Source organism: Kitasatospora sp. NPDC090308 (genome assembly GCF_044769485.1).
Taxonomy (GTDB): Bacteria; Actinomycetota; Actinomycetes; order Streptomycetales; family Streptomycetaceae; genus Kitasatospora; species Kitasatospora fiedleri.
Window position 1 is genome coordinate 89,354 of sequence record NZ_JBIVXY010000017.1, and the last position, 21,185, is coordinate 110,538.

Annotated in this window: 16 protein-coding genes; 13 read left to right on the forward strand and 3 right to left on the reverse strand. The window is 74.9% G+C overall.

From position 1 onward, the window contains the following. Positions 1 to 750: 750 nt before the first annotated feature. The 7 genes from ACIQVD_RS29545 to ACIQVD_RS29575 all read left to right on the forward strand — a co-directional run bounded on the left by ACIQVD_RS29545 (position 751) and on the right by ACIQVD_RS29575 (position 10,959). Positions 751 to 3,009: a glycogen debranching N-terminal domain-containing protein gene (locus tag ACIQVD_RS29545; protein WP_402292249.1), complete on the forward strand. Its 2,259-nt coding sequence runs from the start codon at positions 751 to 753 to the stop codon at positions 3,007 to 3,009. A gap of 88 nt (positions 3,010 to 3,097) precedes the next feature. Beyond that, complete coding sequence (locus ACIQVD_RS29550; RefSeq protein ID WP_100840382.1) at positions 3,098 to 3,856, forward strand: NUDIX domain-containing protein; 759 nt, start codon at positions 3,098 to 3,100, stop codon at positions 3,854 to 3,856. A 269-nt stretch (positions 3,857 to 4,125) separates the two neighbouring features. After that, positions 4,126 to 5,892: an ATP-binding cassette domain-containing protein gene (locus ACIQVD_RS29555; RefSeq protein WP_402292250.1), complete on the forward strand. Its 1,767-nt coding sequence runs from the start codon at positions 4,126 to 4,128 to the stop codon at positions 5,890 to 5,892. An 11-nt stretch (positions 5,893 to 5,903) separates the two neighbouring features. Further along, the gene (locus ACIQVD_RS29560) at positions 5,904 to 6,704 is read left to right on the forward strand and encodes a hypothetical protein (protein WP_402292251.1); all 801 of its coding nucleotides are present in this window, start codon (positions 5,904 to 5,906) and stop codon (positions 6,702 to 6,704) included. A gap of 245 nt (positions 6,705 to 6,949) precedes the next feature. After that, on the forward strand, positions 6,950 to 7,822 hold the full coding sequence (locus ACIQVD_RS29565) for a FadR/GntR family transcriptional regulator (RefSeq protein ID WP_400690416.1): 873 nt from the start codon (positions 6,950 to 6,952) through the stop codon (positions 7,820 to 7,822). A 451-nt stretch (positions 7,823 to 8,273) separates the two neighbouring features. Beyond that, a complete protein-coding gene (locus ACIQVD_RS29570; protein ID WP_255410764.1) occupies positions 8,274 to 9,890 on the forward strand; it encodes an RNA polymerase sigma factor in 1,617 nt (538 codons plus the stop codon). Positions 9,891 to 10,107: 217 nt separating this feature from the next. After that, on the forward strand, positions 10,108 to 10,959 hold the full coding sequence (locus ACIQVD_RS29575) for a S1 family peptidase (protein WP_400690420.1): 852 nt from the start codon (positions 10,108 to 10,110) through the stop codon (positions 10,957 to 10,959). A 102-nt stretch (positions 10,960 to 11,061) separates the two neighbouring features. Here ACIQVD_RS29575 and ACIQVD_RS29580 read toward each other — a convergent pair whose 3' ends face one another. After that, complete coding sequence (locus ACIQVD_RS29580) at positions 11,062 to 11,292, reverse strand: hypothetical protein (protein WP_100840376.1); 231 nt, start codon at positions 11,290 to 11,292, stop codon at positions 11,062 to 11,064. A gap of 469 nt (positions 11,293 to 11,761) precedes the next feature. On the opposite strand from ACIQVD_RS29580, the gene ACIQVD_RS29585 reads away from it, so the two are divergent. The 6 genes from ACIQVD_RS29585 to ACIQVD_RS29610 all read left to right on the forward strand — a co-directional run bounded on the left by ACIQVD_RS29585 (position 11,762) and on the right by ACIQVD_RS29610 (position 18,650). Next, complete coding sequence (locus ACIQVD_RS29585) at positions 11,762 to 13,873, forward strand: type IIA DNA topoisomerase subunit B (protein WP_402292252.1); 2,112 nt, start codon at positions 11,762 to 11,764, stop codon at positions 13,871 to 13,873. Positions 13,874 to 14,048: 175 nt separating this feature from the next. Next, positions 14,049 to 14,540, forward strand: a complete 492-nt coding sequence (locus tag ACIQVD_RS29590; RefSeq protein ID WP_402292253.1) for a DUF1453 domain-containing protein — start codon at positions 14,049 to 14,051, stop codon at positions 14,538 to 14,540. A 105-nt stretch (positions 14,541 to 14,645) separates the two neighbouring features. Further along, the gene (locus ACIQVD_RS29595) at positions 14,646 to 15,806 is read left to right on the forward strand and encodes a sensor histidine kinase (protein ID WP_402292254.1); all 1,161 of its coding nucleotides are present in this window, start codon (positions 14,646 to 14,648) and stop codon (positions 15,804 to 15,806) included. Between the two features lie 62 nt (positions 15,807 to 15,868). Next, positions 15,869 to 16,519 carry a response regulator gene (locus ACIQVD_RS29600; RefSeq protein ID WP_402292270.1) on the forward strand — a complete coding sequence of 217 codons (651 nt, stop codon included), beginning with the start codon at positions 15,869 to 15,871 and terminating at the stop codon, positions 16,517 to 16,519. 113 nt (positions 16,520 to 16,632) lie between these two features. Beyond that, positions 16,633 to 17,049 (forward strand): DUF485 domain-containing protein, encoded by a 417-nt coding sequence (locus ACIQVD_RS29605; RefSeq protein WP_100840372.1) that lies wholly within the window; start codon positions 16,633 to 16,635, stop codon positions 17,047 to 17,049. Then, entirely contained in the window at positions 17,046 to 18,650 is a 1,605-nt protein-coding gene (locus ACIQVD_RS29610) for a cation acetate symporter (RefSeq protein WP_400690433.1), read from the forward strand. The genes ACIQVD_RS29605 and ACIQVD_RS29610 overlap by 4 nt, the downstream gene beginning before the upstream one ends. 76 nt (positions 18,651 to 18,726) lie before the next feature. Here ACIQVD_RS29610 and ACIQVD_RS29615 read toward each other — a convergent pair whose 3' ends face one another. Together ACIQVD_RS29615 and ACIQVD_RS29620 are read right to left on the reverse strand one after the other, a co-directional pair. Continuing rightward, positions 18,727 to 19,137: a response regulator gene (locus tag ACIQVD_RS29615; RefSeq protein ID WP_400690519.1), complete on the reverse strand. Its 411-nt coding sequence runs from the start codon at positions 19,135 to 19,137 to the stop codon at positions 18,727 to 18,729. A 5-nt stretch (positions 19,138 to 19,142) separates the two neighbouring features. Next, complete coding sequence (locus tag ACIQVD_RS29620; RefSeq protein WP_402292255.1) at positions 19,143 to 20,873, reverse strand: PP2C family protein-serine/threonine phosphatase; 1,731 nt, start codon at positions 20,871 to 20,873, stop codon at positions 19,143 to 19,145. Between the last annotated feature and the right edge of the window lie 312 nt (positions 20,874 to 21,185).

Genomic DNA, 21,185 nt, shown 5'->3' on the forward strand with positions numbered 1-21,185 from the left:
TCCACCCCGGCCGGGCCGACCGCGTCGGGTACCGGCCACGCGTCGTTCGACCCGGCGCAGCCGGCTCCCGGGCGGCCCCGGCGTCCGCTCCGGGACACCACCCCGACCGGGGCGGAGCACCGGTGGTCCGGTCCGACCAGAGTCAGAGCCGCGTGTTCCGGCGGCAGAGCAGCACAGTCCGCGATCGAGCACGCTCGCGGCCGACCGGGCCCGCAGCCCTCGGCCGGTCGAGGGGAGGAGAACCCGGTGACCGACTCAAGGCCACCCCACGCAGCACCCCAGTCGCTGCCCCCTGCCACCCCACCGGTCCCCGGTGACGCCCCCGCGCCACCCGCCCGGCCGGTCGGCCCTCCGCCTCCCCGCCAGGCCACGCCCCCGTACGGCACCGGCATGCCCGGCGCTCCCGCCCCTGGGACGCCCGGAGCCGGCCCGGCGGTTCCCGGCACCCCGGCCTACGGCACCCCCCTGCACGGCACCCCGGCCTACGGGACGCCCTCGCACGGCGGCGTGCCCCCGCACGGCACGCCGCCGCCCGGGCCGCCCTCGGGTGCCCCTCGCCCGGCAGCAGCCCACCCCTACGCGGCCCCGGCGGGCACGCCCCCCTACGGCACCCCCGCCGGCGGCGCGCCGTACGGGGGCGGCACCCCGCCGTACGGCACCGTGACGCGGCAGGCGCCGGGCCATCCGATGGCCGGACGGGGCGGGCCGGTCCCGCGCGCCGACCAGCCGTCGGTTCCGGGCGGAGCGCCGGTGGGCCGGTCCGAGCAGGTGGCGGGCGCGCCCGCCGCCGGGGCGGCCCGGCAGCCCGGTCCGGCGGCGCCGCCCAGACCGCAGCCCTCCGCCGCGCACGACGTGCTGTGCGTCAACGCCCCCGGCATGGCGTCGTCCGGGCCGGACGGCCAGCTGCGGGGCCAGGGCCTGCACGGCTTCTTCCGGCACGGGGTGCGCACCCTGGCCCGGATGGAGCTGCGGCTGGGCGGCATGGAGCCGCTCCCGCTCCAGGGCACCCTGACGTCCACGGCGGCGGCCCGGTTCGTCGGCTCGGTCCGGGTACCGGGCGACCTCGACCCGGACCCGGCACTGACGGTCGAGCGGCTGCGGCACGCCGACGGCGCCGAGACGGTGACGGTTCGCAACACGGGCGCCCGCCCGGCCCGGCTCCCGCTGGAGATCGCGCTCGGCACCGACCTCGGCCTGCTCACCGACATCGCGGCGGGCCGCCGTTCGGCCGACCTGCCGGGCCAGGTCCAGTCGTCCGGCCTGCGCTGGGTCGGCCAGGGCCGGGCGGCCACCGTCAGCGCACGGCCCTCGCCGCATGCGGTGCTGGCCGGTGCGGGCGTGCTGCGCTGGGACTTGGAGATCCAGCCCGGCGCCCGCTGGTCGGTCGACCTCCGGGCCGAGCTGGAGACCCCGTCGACGGGCCGGCCGCCGACCGGGCGCGGTCCCGGGGTGCCGCTGCCCTGGTCCGAGCCCGAGGTCCGGGCCGACGACCGCCGGGCCGCCCGGCTGGTCTCCCGGGCCCTGGATTCGCTGGGCGGCCTGCTGCTCGCCGACGCGGACCGGCCCACCGACCTCTACACCGCCTCGGGCGCGCCCTGGCGCTTCGGCCTCACCGCCGCCGACGCGCTCTGGGCCGCCAGGATGACCCTGCCGCTGGGCACCCGGCTCGCCGCCGGCACCCTGCGGGCGGTCGCCCGCCGTCAGCACCAGGCGGCCCCGCAGGCCACCACCGCCCCCGCCGCTCCCGTTGCCGTTCCCGCCCCCGCAGCCCGACCGGCCGACTCCGCTCCGGGTGACGGCGGGTCGGCCCCGGAGGGCGGTGCGGCCGGGCCGGTGCCGGGGAGCGCCCCCGGCCCGGTCGGCGGGCCGAACCCGCCCGGTGGCGAGGCCGGTGCGGCGGCCCAGGCGATGGACGGGGTGATCCCCGGTCCGCTGCGGCACGGCGGCCCCGAGCTGCCGGCCAGTTGCACCGCGACGGAGGCGACCCTGCTGTTCGTCACGGTGCTGGCGGAAGCCTGGCGCTGGGGCATGCCCCGGGCCGAGGTCGCCGAACTGCTGCCGGCGGCGGAGCGGGCCCTCGGCGCGCTGCGGTCCGCGGTGGTGGAGGGTCCGGACGGCCCGGTCGGGTTCGTCGCCGACTTCGGGCGCCCGGCGGAGGAGCGCGCCGCGCGCCCCGGCCCGGCCAGGTGCGAGGTCCAGGCGCAGGCCCACCGGGCGGCCCTCCAGGGCGCGGACCTGCTCGACGCCTTCGACCGGCCGGGCGCGGCCCAATGGCGTTCCTGGGCAGCCGAGTTGCGGGAACGGTTCCGGGAGCAGTTCTGGATCGACGACCTGTCCGGCGGCCGTCCGGCAGCCGCCCTGCTGGCCCCGGACCGGCCGGTGCCGGCCGTCGCCTCCACCCTGGTCCACCTCTTCGACCTGGGCCTGGCCGCCGAGGGCGAACTGCACGAAGGTCTGCTCGACCGCGAGCAGACCAGGCTGCTGGCCCAGCGCCTGGTGACCCCGGAGTTCGACTGCGGCTGGGGCCTGCGCACCCTGAGCGCGAAGTCCCCCCGGTTCAACCCGCTCGGCCACCGCAGCGGCGCGGTGCGGGTCCAGGAGACCGCGCTCGCGGTGAGCGGGCTGGTGGACGCCGGGTTCGAGCGGGAGGCCGAAATCCTGCTGGAGGGCCTGCTGGAGGCGTCCGCGCACTTCGAGGGCCGCCTGCCGGAGATGTATGCCGGTGAGCAGAAGGTCGCCGACTGCCCGCCCGTCCCGCACCCGGCGGCCTGCCGTCCGGCCGCGGTCTCCGCGGCCGCCGCAGTGCACCTGGTCCTCTCGCTGGCGGGCGTCCGGCCCGACGTCCCGTCCGGGCGGGTGGCCACCCGCCCGGCGAGCACCGCCCCCCTGGGCGCACTGGAACTGACCGGCCTGCGGGTGGCCGGCGAGCCGTTCTCGGTCCGGGTCAGCCGGATCGGCGTCGCGGTCGTGGAGGAGGCGCCGTCGTTCCTGCAACTCGCCGCCAGCTGAGCGCCCCACCGCGACGGGGTGGGGCGAAGAGAGGGGAAAGGCACTGTGGTCTGTGATTATCGTCAGAGAGACGACTAAGATCGACGCCATGTCGCGTTATGACCCGTCGGCCTTCCCCCCGTTCGCAGTCACGGTTGACCTCGTGGTGCTGACGGTGCGCGACCATGAGCTGTGCGCCCTGCTGGTGAAGCGCGGCGAGGCGCCGTTCAAGGAGTACTGGGCACTGCCCGGCGGCTTCGTGCGGCTGGACGAGGGCCTGGCCGAGGCGGCGTCCCGCGAGTTGGCGGAGGAGACCGGGCTGCGGGCGCAGTCGCTGCCGGGCAGCCTCCCGGGCGGACAGACCCCCGCGGGCGCGCACCTGGAGCAGCTCGCCACCTACGGGCACCCGCAGCGGGACCCGCGGATGCGGGTGGTGAGCGTCGCGTACCTGGTCCTCGCCCCGGACCTGCCCTCGCCGCGTGCGGGCGGCGACGCCAGCAGCGCCCGGTGGGCGCCGGTGAGCGAACTGCTCGGCGAGGAGCGCAACGACGGCGTGCTGCTCGCGTTCGACCACGGCCAGATCCTGACGGACGGGGTGGAGCGGGCCCGCTCCAAGATCGAGTACTCCTCGCTGGCCACCGCCTTCTGCCCCCCGGAGTTCACCGTCGGCGAGCTGCGCCGGGTCTACGAGGCGGTCTGGGGCGTGGTGCTCGACCCGCGCAACTTCCACCGCAAGGTGACCGGCACCCCGGGCTTCCTGCTGCCCTCCGGCGGCACCACGACCCGTCAGGGCGGCCGCCCCGCCCAGCTGTTCACCGCCGGCGGCGCCACCGTCCTCAACCCCCCGATGCTGCGCCCCGAGTCCTGACCCGCGCTCCCCGGAGCCCGTGGCGGGGGTGCTGATCGACGCGATACGGCCGGTGCCGGTGTCGAAACCGTTGCTGCCGACGGGTGGTGACGGTCCGTGAGGAAAGCGTCAGCCCGGCGGGAGGGCTGTCCCCTGTACGGGTGAGGTCGGCGCTAACACCGCCCACGACCCATCCGGAATGCCTGGTTTCACCGCTTCCGCGTCCTACTGTGCAGGCTCGGGCCAGGTGGACATCCCCGGTCTGTCGGCGGGCGAGGGAGCGGGCGGCGATGATCCAGATCACCGGACTGACCAAGGCGTACCGGCGGGGGCGTCCTCCCGCGGTGCTGGACCTGACCTTCGACGCCCGTCCCGGGATGGTCACCGCGCTGCTCGGGGACGAGGGCGCGGGCAAGTCGACCGCGCTCCGGCTGATGGTGGGGTTGGAGCGCGGCCACGGCCTCACCCTGTTCGACGGCCAGACGTACCGGCGGATCCGGCGTCCGGAGCGGGAGATCGGCGTCCTGCTGCCCTCCGGCCGCCCGGAGGCCGGGCACCCCGGGCAGCGGGCCCGGTCCCACCTGCGGATGCTGGCCGGTGCGATCGGCGTCCCGGCGCGCCGCGCCGACGACCTGCTGGAGCAGACCCGGCTCGCCGCCGTCGCCGACCACCGGATCGGCACCTTCTCGCCCGGCATGCACCGCCGCCTCGCGCTGGCCGCGGCCCTGCTCGGAAACCCCTCGACGCTGCTGCTGGACGCCCCCACCGAGGGCCTGTCCCCGAACGGCGAGGAGTGGTTCGGGGCCTTCCTGCGCTCCTTCGCGCTCTCGGGCGGCACCGTGCTGACGACCACCCGCTCCCCGGAGCAGGCCGCCGCCCTCGCCGACCGGGTGGTCACCCTGGACGCGGGCCGACTGGCCGCCGACCAGCCGGTGGTGGAGTTCCGCCGCACCAGGCTGCACCCCGAAGTCCTGGTCCGGGGGCCGCAGATGGCCCGCCTCGCGGACCTGCTGGTCGCCCAGGGCGGCCAGGTCCGGCGGGACGGCGGCGCCGGTCTCGCGGTGAGCGGCATCGACCGCACCGAGGTCGGCGAACTCGCCTACCGCAACGGCATCCTGCTGCACGAGCTGGCCGACCGCGTGGTCCGGTGCCCGGTCTCCTACCCCTCCGCCCTGCCGAGCAGTTCGGGCCGCTCCGGCCAGGTGTCGATCCGGACGGTCCGCCAGGGCGCGTCCCCCGAGGTGAAGGCCCGTCAGGACGCGGGCGGGCAGCAGCAACCCGACCGCACCGGGCAGCCCGCCGCGGTCGGCCCCGGCGAGCACCGGCCCGCGACCGTCGGCCGCCCCGCCGGGCCGGAGTCCGAGCGCCCGCTCGACCACCGCGGCCTACAGGCCGGCCGTTGGGCCGCGGCCGCCCTCGCGCCGAACCCGCCGGCTCGGGGAAAGGGAGCGGGAGCGGGAGCGGCCGAGGGCGAGGGCAAGGGCGGGGGAGAAGGGCGCGGGCCGGGGTCGGCTCAGGTCCGGGTGCAGGACCACGCCGTGTCCGTGCCCGCGCCGACCGCCCCCGTTCCGGCGCCGCCGGCCCCCGGCGTCGACCTGACCAGGCGGACGCCCCGCGGTGCCTCCGCGCTCGGCCGGTCGGCGGGGGCGGCGCGGACGCCGGGGACGGCGCGGACGGCAGGGGCGGCGCGGGAGACGGAACGAGTGGCGGGGGAGCCGGTGGCGGGCCCCGCCGCGATCGACACCGAGCACCTGGCCGCCAACCCGACCGACGCGGAGCTGCTGACTCCCGCCCGGATCAGGGGAGTCGGCCCCCGTTCCGCCGACCCCGTCCGCCCCTTCCCGGGACGCCCCTGGTCGGCCGACGCCACCGAACTGCGCCCGGCCGAGCGAGGCGAACCGACCGAACGGACAGGACGAGCCGAACGAGCCGAACGGGTCGAACCTGCCGGGCGGCCGCAGGGGTCGGGGGAGGTCCGGCCGGGCGGAACGGGTGCGGTGGACCCGCAAGGGACGGTGCGGCGGAGTGCCGTCGGCGACGAGAACGGGAGTGAGTGACCGTGCGAGTGGTGGCGAGTGAGGTGCGTCGGCTGCGCGGGGTGCGCTCCACGTGGGTGGTGGTCGTGGGGGCACTGCTGGTGAACGCGGCGGTGGCGGCGTTCTCGGCGCACCGGCTGCCCGCCGGGGAGTTGGCGGTGCCGGACGCGGTGCGGTCGGTCGCGGCGGTGGTGCCGGTCCTGCCGCTGCCGCTGACCGCGCTCGCGGCGGCGGTGCTCGGCGCGCTGGCCTACGGCAACGAGGCGCGCTGGCCCGGCCTGTCCGCCTCGCGGGTCACCCTGGGGCGCCGACTGGGCGCCCTCCTCGCGAAGTCGCTGGTGGTGGGCGCGGCGGCGGTCCTGCTGGCGGTGGTGGCCCTCGGGGTGAACACCCTCGCGGTGCGGCTCGCGCTGCCCGGCGGAGTGGACGCGTCGGCGGTGCTCGACCTGTCGGGCCTGCCCGCCGGTCCGTTCGCGGCGGGCGGGGTCGGCCGCCCGCTGGCGGCGTTCGTGGTGCTGGCGGTGGCGGGCGGCTGGGCCGGTCTGCTGATCACCTCGCTGGTGCGCAGCGCCGTCGTCGGCGTCCTGCTGACCGGCGCGCTGCCCGCCCTGCTGGAGCCCACCACCGGTCTGCTGCTGCACCGCACGGGCCGCAACTGGCCGGTCTGGGTGCGGGAGTTGATGCCCTTCCAGTACGGCCTGGACTGGGTCCGCGACGCCGCCGACCGGACCGCCGGCGCGCTGGACGGCGTGGTGGTCGCCGCGCTGCTGGTCCCGGCCGCCCTGCTGGTGCTGGTGGCAGTGCTGGCACAACTGCGCCGCCGGAGCCTCTGACCGGGCACCTGTCGGCCCCGCGCTACGGGGAGAGCGCGGGAGAGCCCGGGGGAGTGCTGGCGGAAGGAGCCCTGACGGTGTGACAGCCGGGGCGGGCGTGATGCATGGGAAATCCGTGCCTGATGACCGGTATGCGCATTTCCGGCTGATAAGAAGTCAATTATCCAGACACGGCCGATCACCCTTTCGTGTGCTTTTCACGAGAATGCTCAAGGCGACTCCGCCGATCGCCGACAAAGGATGGCGTGAGTACCCTTGCGCACCCCACCGTGACCGCCGCTCGCCAGGCCGAGTCGATCTCCGCCTCCGAGTTGGACCGTTTCCCGTACGCCGACCGCCCGACTCCGCCCGCCCCCCGCTGGGAGGGTGCGGAGAGCGACCTCTCCCGGGTCGGTCGGAAGACCACCAGCAGCCGCGGCCGCGGTCTGCACGGCCAGCTGGTCCAGCAGCTCGGCCAGATGATCGTCTCCGGAGACCTGGGCGCCGACCGTCCGCTGGTGCCGGAGGAGATCGGCCAGCGCTTCGAGGTCTCCCGCACCGTGGTGCGCGAGTCGCTCCGGGTGCTGGAGGCCAAGGGCCTGGTCTCGGCCCGGCCGAACGTCGGCACCCGGGTCCGCCCGGTGAGCGACTGGAACCTGCTGGACCCCGACATCATCGAGTGGCGCGCCTTCGGCCCGCAGCGCGACGAGCAGCGCCGCGAGCTGTTCGAGCTGCGCTGGGCGATCGAGCCGCTGGCCGCGCGCCTGGCGGCCGGGCACGGCCGGGAGGACGTCCAGCACCGGCTGGTCGAGCTGACCGAGATCATGGGCCAGGCCGGGAGCCAGGGCGACCTGGTCAGCTACTCCCGGGCCGACGCCGAACTGCACGGCCTGGTGCTGCAGATGGCCGGGAACCGGATGCTGGAGCACCTGTCCGGGATCGTGGCCAACGCGCTCCAGGTCTCCGGCGGCTCCGGCACCACCTGCGAGCGCCCGTCCGATTCGGCGGTCAGCCTGCACGCCCGGCTGGTCGACGCGCTCGGCACCGGCGACGGCACCGCGGCCGAGGCCGCCGTCCGCGCGCTGCTCACCGTCCACCCGGACATCGAGCACGCCGTCCCCGCGCCGCGCGAGCACTGAGCGGCCGCCCCCGACCGCCGCTCCGATCTCCGACCGGATGGCCCTTCTGCTGCCCCACCCGCGCAGCCGAGGGGCCATCGGCACATCGGCACATCGGCGCGGCGGCGCATCGGCACGTCGGAGCCCGGCCGTCCGACCGACCGTCCCCGGGCCGGTGCGACGCCGCCCGCCAGGCCGCTCCGACCCTGCGGATAGGCCGCTCGGGGGCTGCCCGCACCGGCCCTCGGGTGGTGTGACGGGCGCCACGACGGGCATGCGTAACACTTGAGGGGCGGCAGCGATGTGTACGGAGCGGAAGCAGCTCCGGAATATCACCACAAGCCAGCTGGCTGTGATGGTCCGCGGCGCTGCTGCCGTCCTGCAGACCCCGGTCACCGTCCACCCGTCCGAGCCCGAGCAGTCGGGCCGGTCGGCGCGGGTTCGTGTCCACTCATCGTCCGAGAGGTTGTTCGTGTCGGCCAGCACATCCCGTTCCCTTCCCCCCGAGATCGCCGAGTCCGCGGCACTGCTGGCGCTCATCGAGCGGGGCAAGGCCCAGGGGCAGATCGCCGGTGACGACGTGCGCCACGCGTTCGAGGCGGACCAGATCCCGGTCACCAAGTGGAAGAACGTCATGCGCAGCCTCAACCAGGTGCTGATTGAGGAGGGGGTGGAGCTGATGGTCAGCGCGGCCGAGCCGGCCGGCGCCAAGCGCAAGAGCGTCGCGGCCAAGAGCACCACCAAGCGCACCGCGACCAAGGCGGTCACCACCCGCACGCCGGTCGCCCAGACCAAGCCCCCGGTCCGGATCGCCCCCGCGGCGACCGTGGCCCCGTCGGTCTCGGTGGCCGCGGTGGCCGGCACCGAGGTCGGCGTCGAGACCATCGAGGTCGCCGAGGCGAAGGCCGCCGTCAAGAAGGCCGCCGCCCCGGCGAAGAAGGCGGTGGCCAAGAAGGCCGCCCCCGCGAAGAAGACCGCTGCCAAGAAGACCGCCGCGGCCGCCAAGCCCGGTGCCAAGGCCGGCGAAGAGGACGTCATCGGCGAGGAGGAGCTCCTCGAGGACGTGGCCCTGCCCGGCGACGGCAAGGAGGGCGAGGCCGAGGAGGAGACCGACCAGGGCTTCGTGCTCTCGGACGACGACGAGGACGACGCCCCGGCCCAGCAGGTCGCGGTGGCCGGCGCCACCGCCGACCCGGTCAAGGACTACCTCAAGCAGATCGGCAAGGTCCCGCTGCTCAACGCCGAGCAGGAGGTCGAGCTCGCCAAGCGGATCGAGGCCGGCCTGTTCGCCGAGGACAAGCTGAGCCAGGCCGACAAGCTCGCCCCGAAGCTCAAGCGCGAGCTGGAGATCATCGCCGAGGACGGCCGCCGCGCCAAGAACCACCTGCTGGAGGCCAACCTCCGCCTGGTGGTCTCGCTGGCCAAGCGCTACACCGGCCGCGGCATGCTCTTCCTGGACCTGATCCAGGAGGGCAACCTCGGTCTGATCCGCGCGGTCGAGAAGTTCGACTACACCAAGGGCTACAAGTTCTCCACCTACGCGACCTGGTGGATCCGGCAGGCGATCACCCGCGCCATGGCCGACCAGGCCCGCACCATCCGCATCCCGGTGCACATGGTCGAGGTCATCAACAAGCTCGCCCGCGTGCAGCGCCAGATGCTCCAGGACCTGGGCCGCGAGCCCACCCCGGAGGAGCTGGCCAAGGAACTCGACATGACCCCCGAGAAGGTCATCGAGGTCCAGAAGTACGGCCGCGAGCCGATCTCGCTGCACACCCCGCTCGGCGAGGACGGCGACAGCGAGTTCGGTGACCTGATCGAGGACTCCGAGGCGGTCGTCCCGGCCGACGCGGTCTCCTTCACCCTGCTCCAGGAGCAGCTGCACTCGGTGCTGGACACGCTGTCCGAGCGCGAGGCGGGCGTGGTCTCGATGCGCTTCGGCCTGACCGACGGCCAGCCGAAGACGCTGGACGAGATCGGCAAGGTCTACGGCGTGACGCGCGAGCGCATCCGGCAGATCGAGTCGAAGACCATGTCGAAGCTGCGCCACCCGTCGCGCTCCCAGGTGCTGCGCGACTACCTGGACTGACCCCGGTCGGCCCGAGTCACCTGGACGGGCCCCTCCGCCACCGGCGGAGGGGCCCGTTCGCGTGTCCGGGGGTCGCCTGATGGAGTGGTGGGCGGGTCCGGTGCGCGCACGGCGGGTGAGGGGGTGACTACGCTGGGCAGGTTGTCGCAGCTCCGTCCGGACCGGCTCGGACCCGTTCGGAGCGCCTCCCCAGCTCGCCGAACCCCCTGGAGAACCGGTGCCCATCCTGGACACGTTCGCACCTCGGCTCCGCCGCCGGGCGGTCGCGCTCGTCGCCCTGGCCGCCCTGCCCGCCCCGCTGGTCGCGCTGGGCGCGGCCGGGCCGGCCGTCGCGCAGCGGCGGATCATCGGCGGTACCGGCGCCAGCACCGGGGACCACCCGTGGATGGTGGCGCTGGCCAGCCGGCAGCAGTTCGGCTCGGCCCGCTCCGGGCAGTTCTGCGGCGGGGCGCTGATCAGCCCGACCAAGGTGGTCACGGCGGCGCACTGCTTCTACGACGAGACCACGGCCCGGCCGACCGACCGGCCCGGGCTGCGGGTGATCGTCGGGCGGGACGACCTGCGGGGCAGCGCGGGGCGGGAGGTGGCGGTGCGCGGGGTGTGGATCGACCCGGGCTACAGCTTCACCGCGAACACCCGGGACGTGGCGGTGCTCACCCTGGCCGAGCCGCAGGACGGCCGACCGGTGCTGGAGATGGTGGGCCCGGGCGAGACCGAGCCGTACGCGGCGGGCACCCCGGCCACGGTGTTCGGCTGGGGCGACACCCGGGGCAACGGCAGCTACTCGAACACGCTGCGCCAGGTCACCGTGCCGGTCATCTCGGACGAGGTCTGCGGCCGCGCCTACCCGGGCGGCTCGGACAGCGCGTACGACGCCCGCAGCATGGTGTGCGCGGGCGAGGAGCGGGGCGGCAAGGACGCCTGCCAGGGCGACAGCGGCGGGCCGCTGCTGGTGGCCGGGCGGCTGGCCGGGCTGGTCTCCTGGGGCGCGGGCTGCGCGGAGGCCGAGCACCCCGGGGTGTACACCCGGATCGCGGCCGTCTCGGAGGCCGTGCACGAGGTGCTGTGAGCGCGGACCGGGCCGGGGCCCGGGAACGCCACGGCCGGGTGGCCCGCCCCTGGGAGGGGTGGGCCACCCGGCCGTTTCAGGCAGCTCGGTGGAGCGGGAGCGTCAGCGCTCCCCCTCCTCGGCCGCCGCCGGCGTACCGGAGAGGCGGTCGCTCTCGTCGTGTATCTCCACGGCGATCTTCTTGAGCTCGGGCTCGAACTTGCGCCCGTGGTGGGCGCAGAACAGCAGCTCTCCGCCGCTGGAGAGGACGACGCGCAGGTAAGCCTGAGCGCCGCAACGGTCGCAGCGGTCTGCCGCGGTCAGCGGGCTCGCAGGGGTCAGAACAGTAGTCACGTCGCCTCTTCTCTAGCTCGACGAGCTGTGTACCAGGATCAACATCCAACCAGGTCGAATTCGTTCCCGCTCGTGGCTTTTCTCTTGGAGGATTCTGCCGTCGTCTTGATGAGGACGTGCCCCGGGCAACGATGGTTCATGCGTACCGATTCCCGTGGCCGGCCGATCACCTCGAACTCCCGACCGGGCCGGGGGGCGAGGTCCGCGTAGCATAATCCTCCGCTGGGTTGGAGCATAAGCCCCGTCCTGGAACCCGTTGCACCGCATCGCAGCAGCTCCGCAGCCCTCCCCGGCCGCCCCGATCCGCCAGGACCCGTGGTGTCGGCAGGAGATGGCAGGCTGGTAACCGCCTCCGAGGCGGGAATCGTGTTCGCGCAGCGCGTACAGAGCGCGCGGGCCCCAGCGGCCCGGATCTCAGTTGCTGAGAGCATGCGGGGGTGTCCGTCAACGTCATGGAGGAGTGCAGAGCGTGAGTGGAGAAAAGACCGGCCCGTCCTCTCTGGTGACCGGTGAGGGCGGGTCCGACTACACCGCGCGGCATCTGCTCGTCCTCGAGGGGCTCGAGGCGGTCCGCAAGCGGCCGGGCATGTACATCGGGTCGACCGACAGCCGCGGCCTGATGCACTGCCTGTGGGAGATCATCGACAACTCGGTGGACGAGGCCCTGGGCGGCTTCTGCGACCGGATCGAGGTGCTGCTGCACCAGGACGGCTCGGTCGAGGTCCGCGACAACGGGCGCGGCATCCCGGTGGACGTGGAGCCCAAGACCGGGCTGTCCGGCGTCGAGGTGGTGATGACCAAGCTGCACGCGGGCGGCAAGTTCGGCGGCGGCTCGTACGCGGCCTCCGGCGGTCTGCACGGCGTCGGCGCCTCGGTGGTCAACGCGCTCTCCGCCCGGCTGGACGTCGAGGTGGACCGCTCCGGTGCCACCCACGCGATCAGCTTCCGGCGCGGCACCCCCGGCCGGTACGCCGGGGACGGGCCGGACGCGGCGTTCGAGGCCGGCAGCGGGATGACCAGGAGGGGCAAGTTCGCCCGCACCCGCACCGGCACCCGGATCCGCTACTGGGCGGACCGGCAGATCTTCCTCAAGGACGCCAGGCTCTCGCTGGAGTCGCTGCACAGCCGGGCCCGGCAGACCGCCTTCCTGGTGCCCGGCCTGACCATCGTGGTGCGCGACGAGCGGCTCACCGAGAGCGAGCAGGTCGCCGAGGAGACCTTCCGCTACGACGGCGGGATCAGCGAGTTCTGCGAGTTCCTGGCCCCCGACCGACCGATCTCCGACGTGCTGCGGCTGCGCGGCGAGGGCACCTTCAAGGAGACCGTCCCGGTGCTCGACGAGCTCGGGCACATGACCCCCACCGAGGTCACCCGCGAGCTCGGGGTGGACATCGCGCTGCGCTGGGGCGCCGGCTACGACACCACCCAGCGCTCCTTCGTCAACATCATCTCCACCCCCAAGGGCGGCACCCACGTCACCGGCTTCGAGCGGCAGCTCGCCAAGACCGTCAACGAGGCGCTGCGGGCCGCCAAGCTGCTGCGGGTCGCCGAGGACGACATCACCAAGGACGACGCGCAGGAGGGCCTGACCGCGGTCATCACCGTCCGGCTGGCCGAGCCGCAGTTCGAGGGGCAGACCAAGGAGGTGCTCGGCACCTCGGCGGCCAACCGGATCGTCGCGGCCGTGGTCGCCAAGGAGCTGAAGGCGTTCCTGACCTCCGCCAAGAAGGACGAGAAGCTCCAGGCCCGGGCCGTGCTGGAGAAGGTCGTCGCGGCCGCCCGCACCCGGGTCGCGGCCCGGCAGCACAAGGAGGCGCAGCGCCGCAAGACCGCGCTGGAGACCTCCTCGCTGCCCGCCAAGCTGGCCGACTGCCGCAGCGACGACGTGGACCGCAGCGAGCTGTTCATCGTCGAGGGCGACTCCGCGCTCGGCACCGCCAAGCTGGCCCGCAACTCGGAGTTCCAGGCGCTGCTGCCGATCCGCGGCAAGATCCTGAACGTCCAGAAGGCGTCCGTGAGCGACATGCTCAAGAACGCCGAGTGCGCCTCGATCATCCAGGTGATAGGAGCGGGCTCGGGCCGGACGTTCGACATCGACCAGGCCCGCTACGGCAAGGTCATCTTCATGGCCGACGCCGACGTCGACGGCTCGCACATCCGCACCCTGCTGCTGACGCTGTTCCACCGCTACATGCGGCCGATGGTCGAGCAGGGCCGGGTGTTCGCCGCGGTGCCGCCGCTGCACCGGATCGAGCTGACCAACCCCAAGCGCGGCCAGGAGAAGTACCACTACACCTACTCCGACGCCGAACTGCGGCGCACCCTGCTCCAGTTCCAGGGCAAGGGGCTGCGCTGGAAGGACCCGATCCAGCGCTACAAGGGCCTCGGCGAGATGGACGCCGACCAGCTGGCCGAGACCACCATGGACCCGCGGCACCGGATCCTGCGCCGGATCAACCTGGGCGACCTGGAGTCCGCCGAGAAGACCTTCGACCTGCTGATGGGCAACGACGTCGCCCCGCGGCGGGAGTTCATCGTCGACTCGGCGGCCACCCTGGACCGGTCCCGGATCGACGCCTGAGCGACCCCGCGGCGGACCGGCCGCGGCGCCGCCGGGCGGTCCCGCGCACGAGGGCTCTCCACCCCAGGGTGGAGAGCCCTCCGCGCTGCGGATCAACCCCCGCTCCGAGGACCGGCGGGCGCCGGCTCCGTAGCGTTCGGGGTGTCGAAACCACCCCGCCCGGGAGGCACCCGAAATGACCGCCCTGTCCGACGTCCTGATCGCCGCCGCCGTGATCGTCCTGGTGGTGGGCCGGCAGCTGCGGGCCCGCCGGCTGGACACCGAACGCCGCTTCTGGCTGCTGCCGCTGGTGCTCGCCGCCGTCGCGCTGCGCGACCCGGTGCTGATCGACCCGCAGCACCGGACCGCCGCCACCGCCCTGCTGATCGGCTCGATGCTCACCACCGCCGGCATGGGCTGCGCCTGGGGCTGGACGGTGCGGATCTGGCGCGAGACGGACGGCGCGCTGTGGAGCCGGGGCACCACCGTCACGGTGTTCGCCTGGGTCGGCGCGATCCTGGTCCGGATCGCCTGGTACGGGGTGGGCGGCGCGCTGCACGTCCACCAGTCCGGCAGCGTGCTGCTGCTGTCGCTGGCCCTGCTGCTGCTGGTCCGCTCGGCGGCCCTGCAGTGGCGGGCCCGGCAGCTGGACGGCGGCGGCAAGCAGCACCACGGCCTGGCCGCCTGACGCGCCGCCCGCCGTACCGCCCGGCGCACCGACGCCGGGCCGGACATCCGCCGCCGGCCCCCGCAACGGGGGTCGGCGGCACCACCGTCGAGGGAGGATCAGCAGGTGAGCACGCTGGAGCGCTGGACCGGGTGGCCCGCCGGGGACGTGCCGCTCCGGGAGCACGCCAGCCGGGCCCGGCTGGTGCTGTCGTTCTGCAGCCGGGCCGTCATGCTGGGCGCCGTGGTCCTCGGCACCTTCGCCGAAGAGCGGTACTCCGGCTGGCGGCTGCTGCCCCCGGTCGGCTGGATCGCGGCCGCGGTCGCCCTGTCCACCGGCTGGTTCCTGGCCTGCCGGGCCCGGCGGCTGTGGCCCGCGCTGGGCTGTGCCGCCGGGCTGCTGGCCACCGCCGGGCTGGCCCACGAGGGCGGGGCCGACACCCTCGCCTCGGTGATCTGGTGCGGGCTCGCGGTGCTCTCCGTGATCCGGCTGCCGCTGGCCGCCGGGCTGCTCACCGCCGGGGCGGCGCTGGCCAGTTACGGCCTCGGCTCGGGCGACTCGCTGCTGGTGATGCTGGCCGTCTCGGGCGGCATCGGCCTGCTCGGCTACCTGCTGCGGCTGGACGGCCAGGCCCGCTCCGCGCAGCGCGCCCTGCTCGCCCAGGAGCGGGCCGCGCAGGCCGCGCAGGCGGAGTCCGCGGCGCTGGCCGAACGGGCCAGGATCGCCCGGGAGATCCACGACGTGCTGGCGCACAGCCTGTCCGCGCAGCTGGTGCACCTGGAGGCGGCCCGGCTGATGCTGGACGCCGGGGCCGATCGGGCCGAGATCCGCGAACGGGTGGTCGCCGCCCGGCGGATGGCGCAGGACGGGCTGACCGAGACCCGGCAGGCGCTGTCCGCGCTGCGCGGCGAGTTCGCCCCCGTCGCCGAGTTCGTGGCCGAGCTGGCCGCCCAGTCCGGGGCCGGGCTGACCGTCGAAGGGGTGCCCCGGCCGCTGCCCGCCGAGGCCGGGCTGGCCGTGCGCCGGGTCGCCCAGGAGGCGCTGACCAACGCCCGCAAGCACGCGCCCGGCGGCCGGGTGGACGTCCGACTCGGCTACCTGGACGGCGCGGTGGAGCTGCGGGTGCGCAACTCCGGTGCGCCGCGCGGGGCGCACCCGGTGCTGGGCGACAGCGGGAGCGGGTACGGTCTGCTCGGGATGCGCGAACGCGCGGAACTGCTCGGCGGCGAACTGCTGGCGGGCCCCGAGGAGGGAGGGTGGCGCGTGCTGCTGCGGGTGCCGACGTGACGGACGGACCGATCCGGGTGGTGGTCGCCGACGACCAGACCGTGGTGCGGGAGGGGATCGTGATGCTGCTCGGCCTGCTGCCGGGCATCACGGTGGTCGGTTCGGCGCCGGACGGCGAGGAGGCGCTGCGGCTGGTCGCCGAACACGCCCCCGACGTGGTGCTGATGGACCTGCGGATGCCGCGCTGCGACGGGGTGGAGGCGACCCGCCGGATCCGCGCCGACCACCCCGCCACCGAGGTGGTGGTGCTCACCACCTACGCCGACGACGACTCGCTGTTCTCGGCGCTGCAGGCCGGTGCCCGCGGCTTCCTGACCAAGGACGCCGGGGCGGAGGAGATCGCCCGCGCGGTCGCGGACGTCCGCTCGGGCGCGGCCGGGCTCTCCCCGCAGGTCCAACTGCGGCTGCTGGAACGGCTGTCGGCCCCGGCCGGGCCCGCCGCGCAGTCGCGGCCGGAACCGCAGACGGGATCGCAGCCGAGGACCGAGCCGGCCGGGCGCCCCGCGCTGCCGGACGGGTTGACCCAGCGCGAGGCCGAGGTGCTGGCGCTGATCGCCGCCGGCCTGTCCAACGCGGAGATCGCCGGAAGGTTGTTCGTCAGCCCCGCGACGGTGAAAACACATATCAACAACCTTTTCGCCAAGACAGCGGTACGGGACCGCGCCCAGGCCGTGGCGTACGCCTTCAAGCATGGAATTTCCGACGGTTCGTGAACCGACGTCCGGTTAGCTGGTTCGGGTGAACGTATCTGCACGGGTTTCGTGGTCTGGTTTGTGACGCTCCATCATGGTTCGGTCCTGGTGACCGAAATGATGAGGTGTCGGCTGTGGCGCAGCAGGAGAGAGTCGACTGGTGGGCCGCGGCCCCCTCCCGACCCCGGGTGGTGGCGCAGCGGCGGGCCGCGGAACCGGCACCGCCGGAGGAGCGGGTCGGCCGGGAGGTCTACCGGAGCGTCCAGGACAGCGAGGCGTTCCAGGAGATCAGGCGCGGCTACCGCTCCTTCGTGTTCCCGGCCAGCGCCGGGTTCCTGGCCTGGTACCTGCTGTTCGTCGCGGCCCAGGCGTTCGCGCCGGACCTGATGCGCCAGCGGGTCGCCGGGCCGCTCAACCTGGCCTGGCTGCTCGGCCTCGGCCAGTTCGCCTCGACCTTCCTGCTCACCTGGCTCTACGCCCGCAACGCCCGCACCAAGCGCGACCGAGCCGCCCTCGAACTGCGCTGGGACACCCAGGACCAACTGCGATGACCCCACACCCCAGCCACGGCCTCGCGGTGGCGCTGTTCGCCGTCGTCGTCGCCGTCACGCTCACCATCACCGTCTGGGTCGGCCGCCGCGGCCACGCCGCCGAGGACTTCTACGCCGGCGGCCGCGACTTCTCGCCGTTGCAGAACGGCTTCGCCCTCTCCGGCGACTACCTCTCCGCCGCGTCCTTCCTCGGCGTCACCGGCCTGATCGCGCTGTACGGCTACGACGGCGTGCTCTACAGCATCGGCTTCCTGGTCGCCTGGCTCGTCGTGCTGATGCTGGTCTCCGAACTCGTCCGCAACGCCGGCCGCTACACCCTGGCCGACGTGCTGGCGCTGCGGATGCGCCAGCGGCCGGTGCGCGCCGCGGCCGGCCTGGCGTCCATGGTCGTCACCCTGATGTACCTGATCGCGCAGATGGTCGGCGCGGGCAGCCTGGTCGCCCTGCTGCTCGGCACCGACAGCGGCGCCGCCAAGGGCTGGACCATCGTCGGCGTCGGCGGCCTGATGATCGTCTACGTGACGGTCGGCGGGATGCGCGCCACCACCTGGATCCAGATCGTCAAGGCCTTCCTGCTGGTGGCCGGTTCGGTGCTGCTCACGGTGCTGGTGGTGGCCCGCTTCCACGGCGACCTCGGCGCGCTGATGGACACCGCGGCCCGGCACAGCGGCGTCGGCGACAGGTACCTGGAACCGGGCCTGCGGTACGGCTCCAGCCTGGTCAGCCGGCTCGACTTCGTCAGCCTCGGCCTGGCGCTGGTGCTCGGCACCGCGGGCCTGCCGCACATCCTCAGCCGCTTCTACACCGTGCCCACGGCGCGGGCCGCGCGGCGTTCCACGATGTGGGCCATCGGCCTGATCGGCTGCTTCTACCTGATGGCGATCGTGCTCGGCCTCGGGGCCGGCGCGGTGGTCGGCGCGAAGGCCGTCCGGGCCGCCAACCCGGCCGGCAACACGGCCGTCCCGCTGCTGGCCCTCGACCTCGGCGGCGGGCCGGAGTCCACCTGGGGCCTGCTGCTGTTCGCGGTGATCTCGGCGATCGCCTTCGCCACCATCCTCGCCGTGGTGGCCGGGCTGACGCTGGCCTCCTCCGCGGCCTTCGCCCACGACCTCTACGCGCGGGCCTGGCGGCGCCCCGAGCGGCGGCAGGTCTCCGAGCGCGAGGAGGTCATCGCGGCGCGGATCTCGGCCGTGGTGATCGGCGGACTCGCCATCGTGCTCAGCCTGTTCGCGCAGAAGCTGAACGTGGCCTTCCTGGTCGGCCTGGCCTTCGCGGTGGCCGCCTCGGCCAACCTGCCGACCCTGCTGTACTCGCTGTTCTGGAAGCGGTTCACCACCCGCGGCGCGGTCTGGTCGGTGTACGGCGGCCTCGTCCCGGCGGTGGTGCTGGTGCTGTTCTCGCCGGTGGTCTCCGGCGCGAAGACCGCCGTCCTGCCGGGCCTGGACTTCCACTGGTTCCCGCTGGAGAACCCGGGGCTGGTCTCCATCCCGCTCGGCTTCCTGGCCGGCTGGCTGGGCACCGTCCTGGACCGGGAGCCGCCGGACGAGGACGGCTTCGCCGAGCTGGAGGTGCGGGCCCTGACGGGCGCGGGCGCCGCCTAGGAACGCACCCCGGGCCGGGGCGCGGGGGCCGGACGTCCGGTCCCCGCGCCCCGGCCCGGGTCAGTTCCGGCCCGGGTCAGCCGGACCGGACCTCGCCGAGCCAGAAGTCGACGGTGCTGCCGAGCACGGTCCGGAACAGCTCGAAGTTCAGCGGCTTGAAGATGTAGCTGTCCGCCCCGGCGGCGTAGCAGGCGTCCACCTCCGCGGGGGCGGTGGAGGAGGTGAAGACCACCACCGGCAGCCCGGCCAGCTCCGGGTGGGCCCGGAGGTCGCCGAGCAGGTCGTGGCCGCTGTAGCCGGGCAGGTTGAGGTCGAGCAGGACCAGGCGCGGCCGTTCGGCCGCCGGGTCGAGCAGCCGCCCGAGGACGGCGTCCGCCCGCCCGGCGAACTCCAGGCGGACCAGCGGGTGCGAGCGGCCCAGGGCCCGCGCCACCGCCTCCATGTCGTCCTCGGAGTCCTCGACCACGAGCACCAGTCCCTCGGCCATCGCCGTCACGACGCTTCCCCCTCCTCGTTCCGGTCCGGTTCCGTCCCGGACGCCACCCGCATCGCCAGGACGGCCATGTCGTCCGCCGAGCCCCGGCCGAAGCCGATCGCCGCCCGGGCCAGCCCGGTGACCACCCCCGTCGGCGGGAGTCCGGCCAGCGCGCCGAGGGCGGCGGAGAGCCGGTCCTCGAAGAACGCCCCGTCGGGTGAGCGGGACTCGGTGATCCCGTCGGTCAGCAGCACCGCGGTGTCCCCGGGGCGCAGCACGTCGGTGGTCTCCGCCAGCTCGTAGTCGTCGACCACGCCGAGCAGCAGCCCGCCGGTGCCGCCCAGCGGCGCGACCGTCCCGTCCGCGCGCAGCACCAGCGCCTGCGGGTGGCCGGCGTTGGCGATCCGGGCCGCGAAGGCGCCGTCCGGGGCCGGGACCAGCGACAGCACCACGCCGGTGACGAACTTCTGGGAGGCGGCCGTCCGCAGCGCGCGGTTGAGGCGGGTGAGCGCCGCGGCGGGCGGCAGGTCGTCCTCCAGCAGCGTGCGCAGGGTGTGCCGGGCCAGGCCGGTGAGCGCGGCGGCCTCGGCCCCGCGGCCGCACACGTCGCCCACCAGGAGGGAGAACGAGTGCCGGCCGGGGACGGCGTCGTAGAAGTCGCCGCCCACCTCCAGGGCCGCGTCGCCGACCTCGTAGGCGGCGGCCAGCTCCACGCCCGGCACGGTGGGCAGGACGGCCGGCAGCAGGTGCTGCTGCAGCGAGACCACGTGCTGCCGGCGCTCCTCGTACAGCGTCGCGTTGTCGATCGCCAGCGCGGCCCGCAGCGCCAGGTCGGCCAGGAACAGCGGCGGCGGCAGGCGGGACGGGTCGCGCTCGTAGACGAAGGTGACGGTGCCCAGCAGCCGGCCCCGGGCCCGCAGCGGGTTCACCGTGACCGCCCGGGCGGCCACCTCGGAGGCCGGGCCGAAGGGCGTGCCCGCCAGCTCCCCGCCGCTCAGGACGGTGCCCTCGCGCAGCGCGGACAGCTTCGGCAGGACGTCGTCCACCCAGTTCCCGTCCTCGCCCGCCGCGGTGAACCGCCGCTGCGCGCCCGCCGCCAGGTGCGCGGAGGCGACCAGCGCGAGCCCGCCGGGCCGGCACAGGTGCACCAGGCAGCCCTCGGCCACCGCGGGCACCGTCATCCGGGCCACCCGCTGGAGGGTCTCCTCGACCTCCAGCGAGGCGTCCATCTGGAGCGACGCCTCCGCGAGCAGCGCGTCCCGGGCCTGCACCCGGGCATTCTCCCGCTCCTGCACGATCCGGTCGTTGCAGGCGGCGACCACGTCGCACACCTGGGCGACCCGGAGGCCGAGCCGGGCCGGGGCGGACCGGCCCGCGGCCAGGCCGACGGACACCACCGCCCAGTCGTCCTCCTCCAGCGCCAGCGCGCACTCCACCACCCGCACCGCCCCGGCCGCCCGCCACACCCCGTACTCGGGCCGGGCCCGCGCGTGCTCGGAGCGCAGCGTGAACTTCCGGACCAGGCCGGGCACCGGGGCCGGCCCGCCCTTCCAGGCGTCGCCGGGAGGAGCCAGCACCCGTTCGGGGCGGGTGTCGAGACGGCTGCTGGACCGCATGTACAGGGCGGCGCCGGACGGGGCGAACCGGGTGCCCGAGACCACGACCACCCCCGGCTGGCCCAGCAGCAGGTCGTACAGCTGCTCGGAGAGCGCCGTCACGTCGGTCGAGGTCTGGGCGAGCCGCCACATCCGGTGCAGCCCCGCGCTCCAGTCACCGTCCGCTGGGCGCCCGGACCGCGCCGCGCGGGGCGGCGGCGGGGCGTCGTCGCTGCGGGGAGCGGTTCCCGCCGGTTCGTCGGGGGGCTGTTGGCGTGTCACGGCTTCTCTCTTTCCGCCCGGCCCCGTTGTACGCCGGCGGCGGGACCGGTCCGTGGCTTCCGCGTTCCGCCCGGTACCCGCCTCCGGCGGGAGGACCTCGCCCGCAACGATAGCCCCGCCCGGCCCGCCGGGCTGCACGCGCCGGGAGGCACCCCCCCGGCCGGTGGCGGCCCGCCGGGCGAC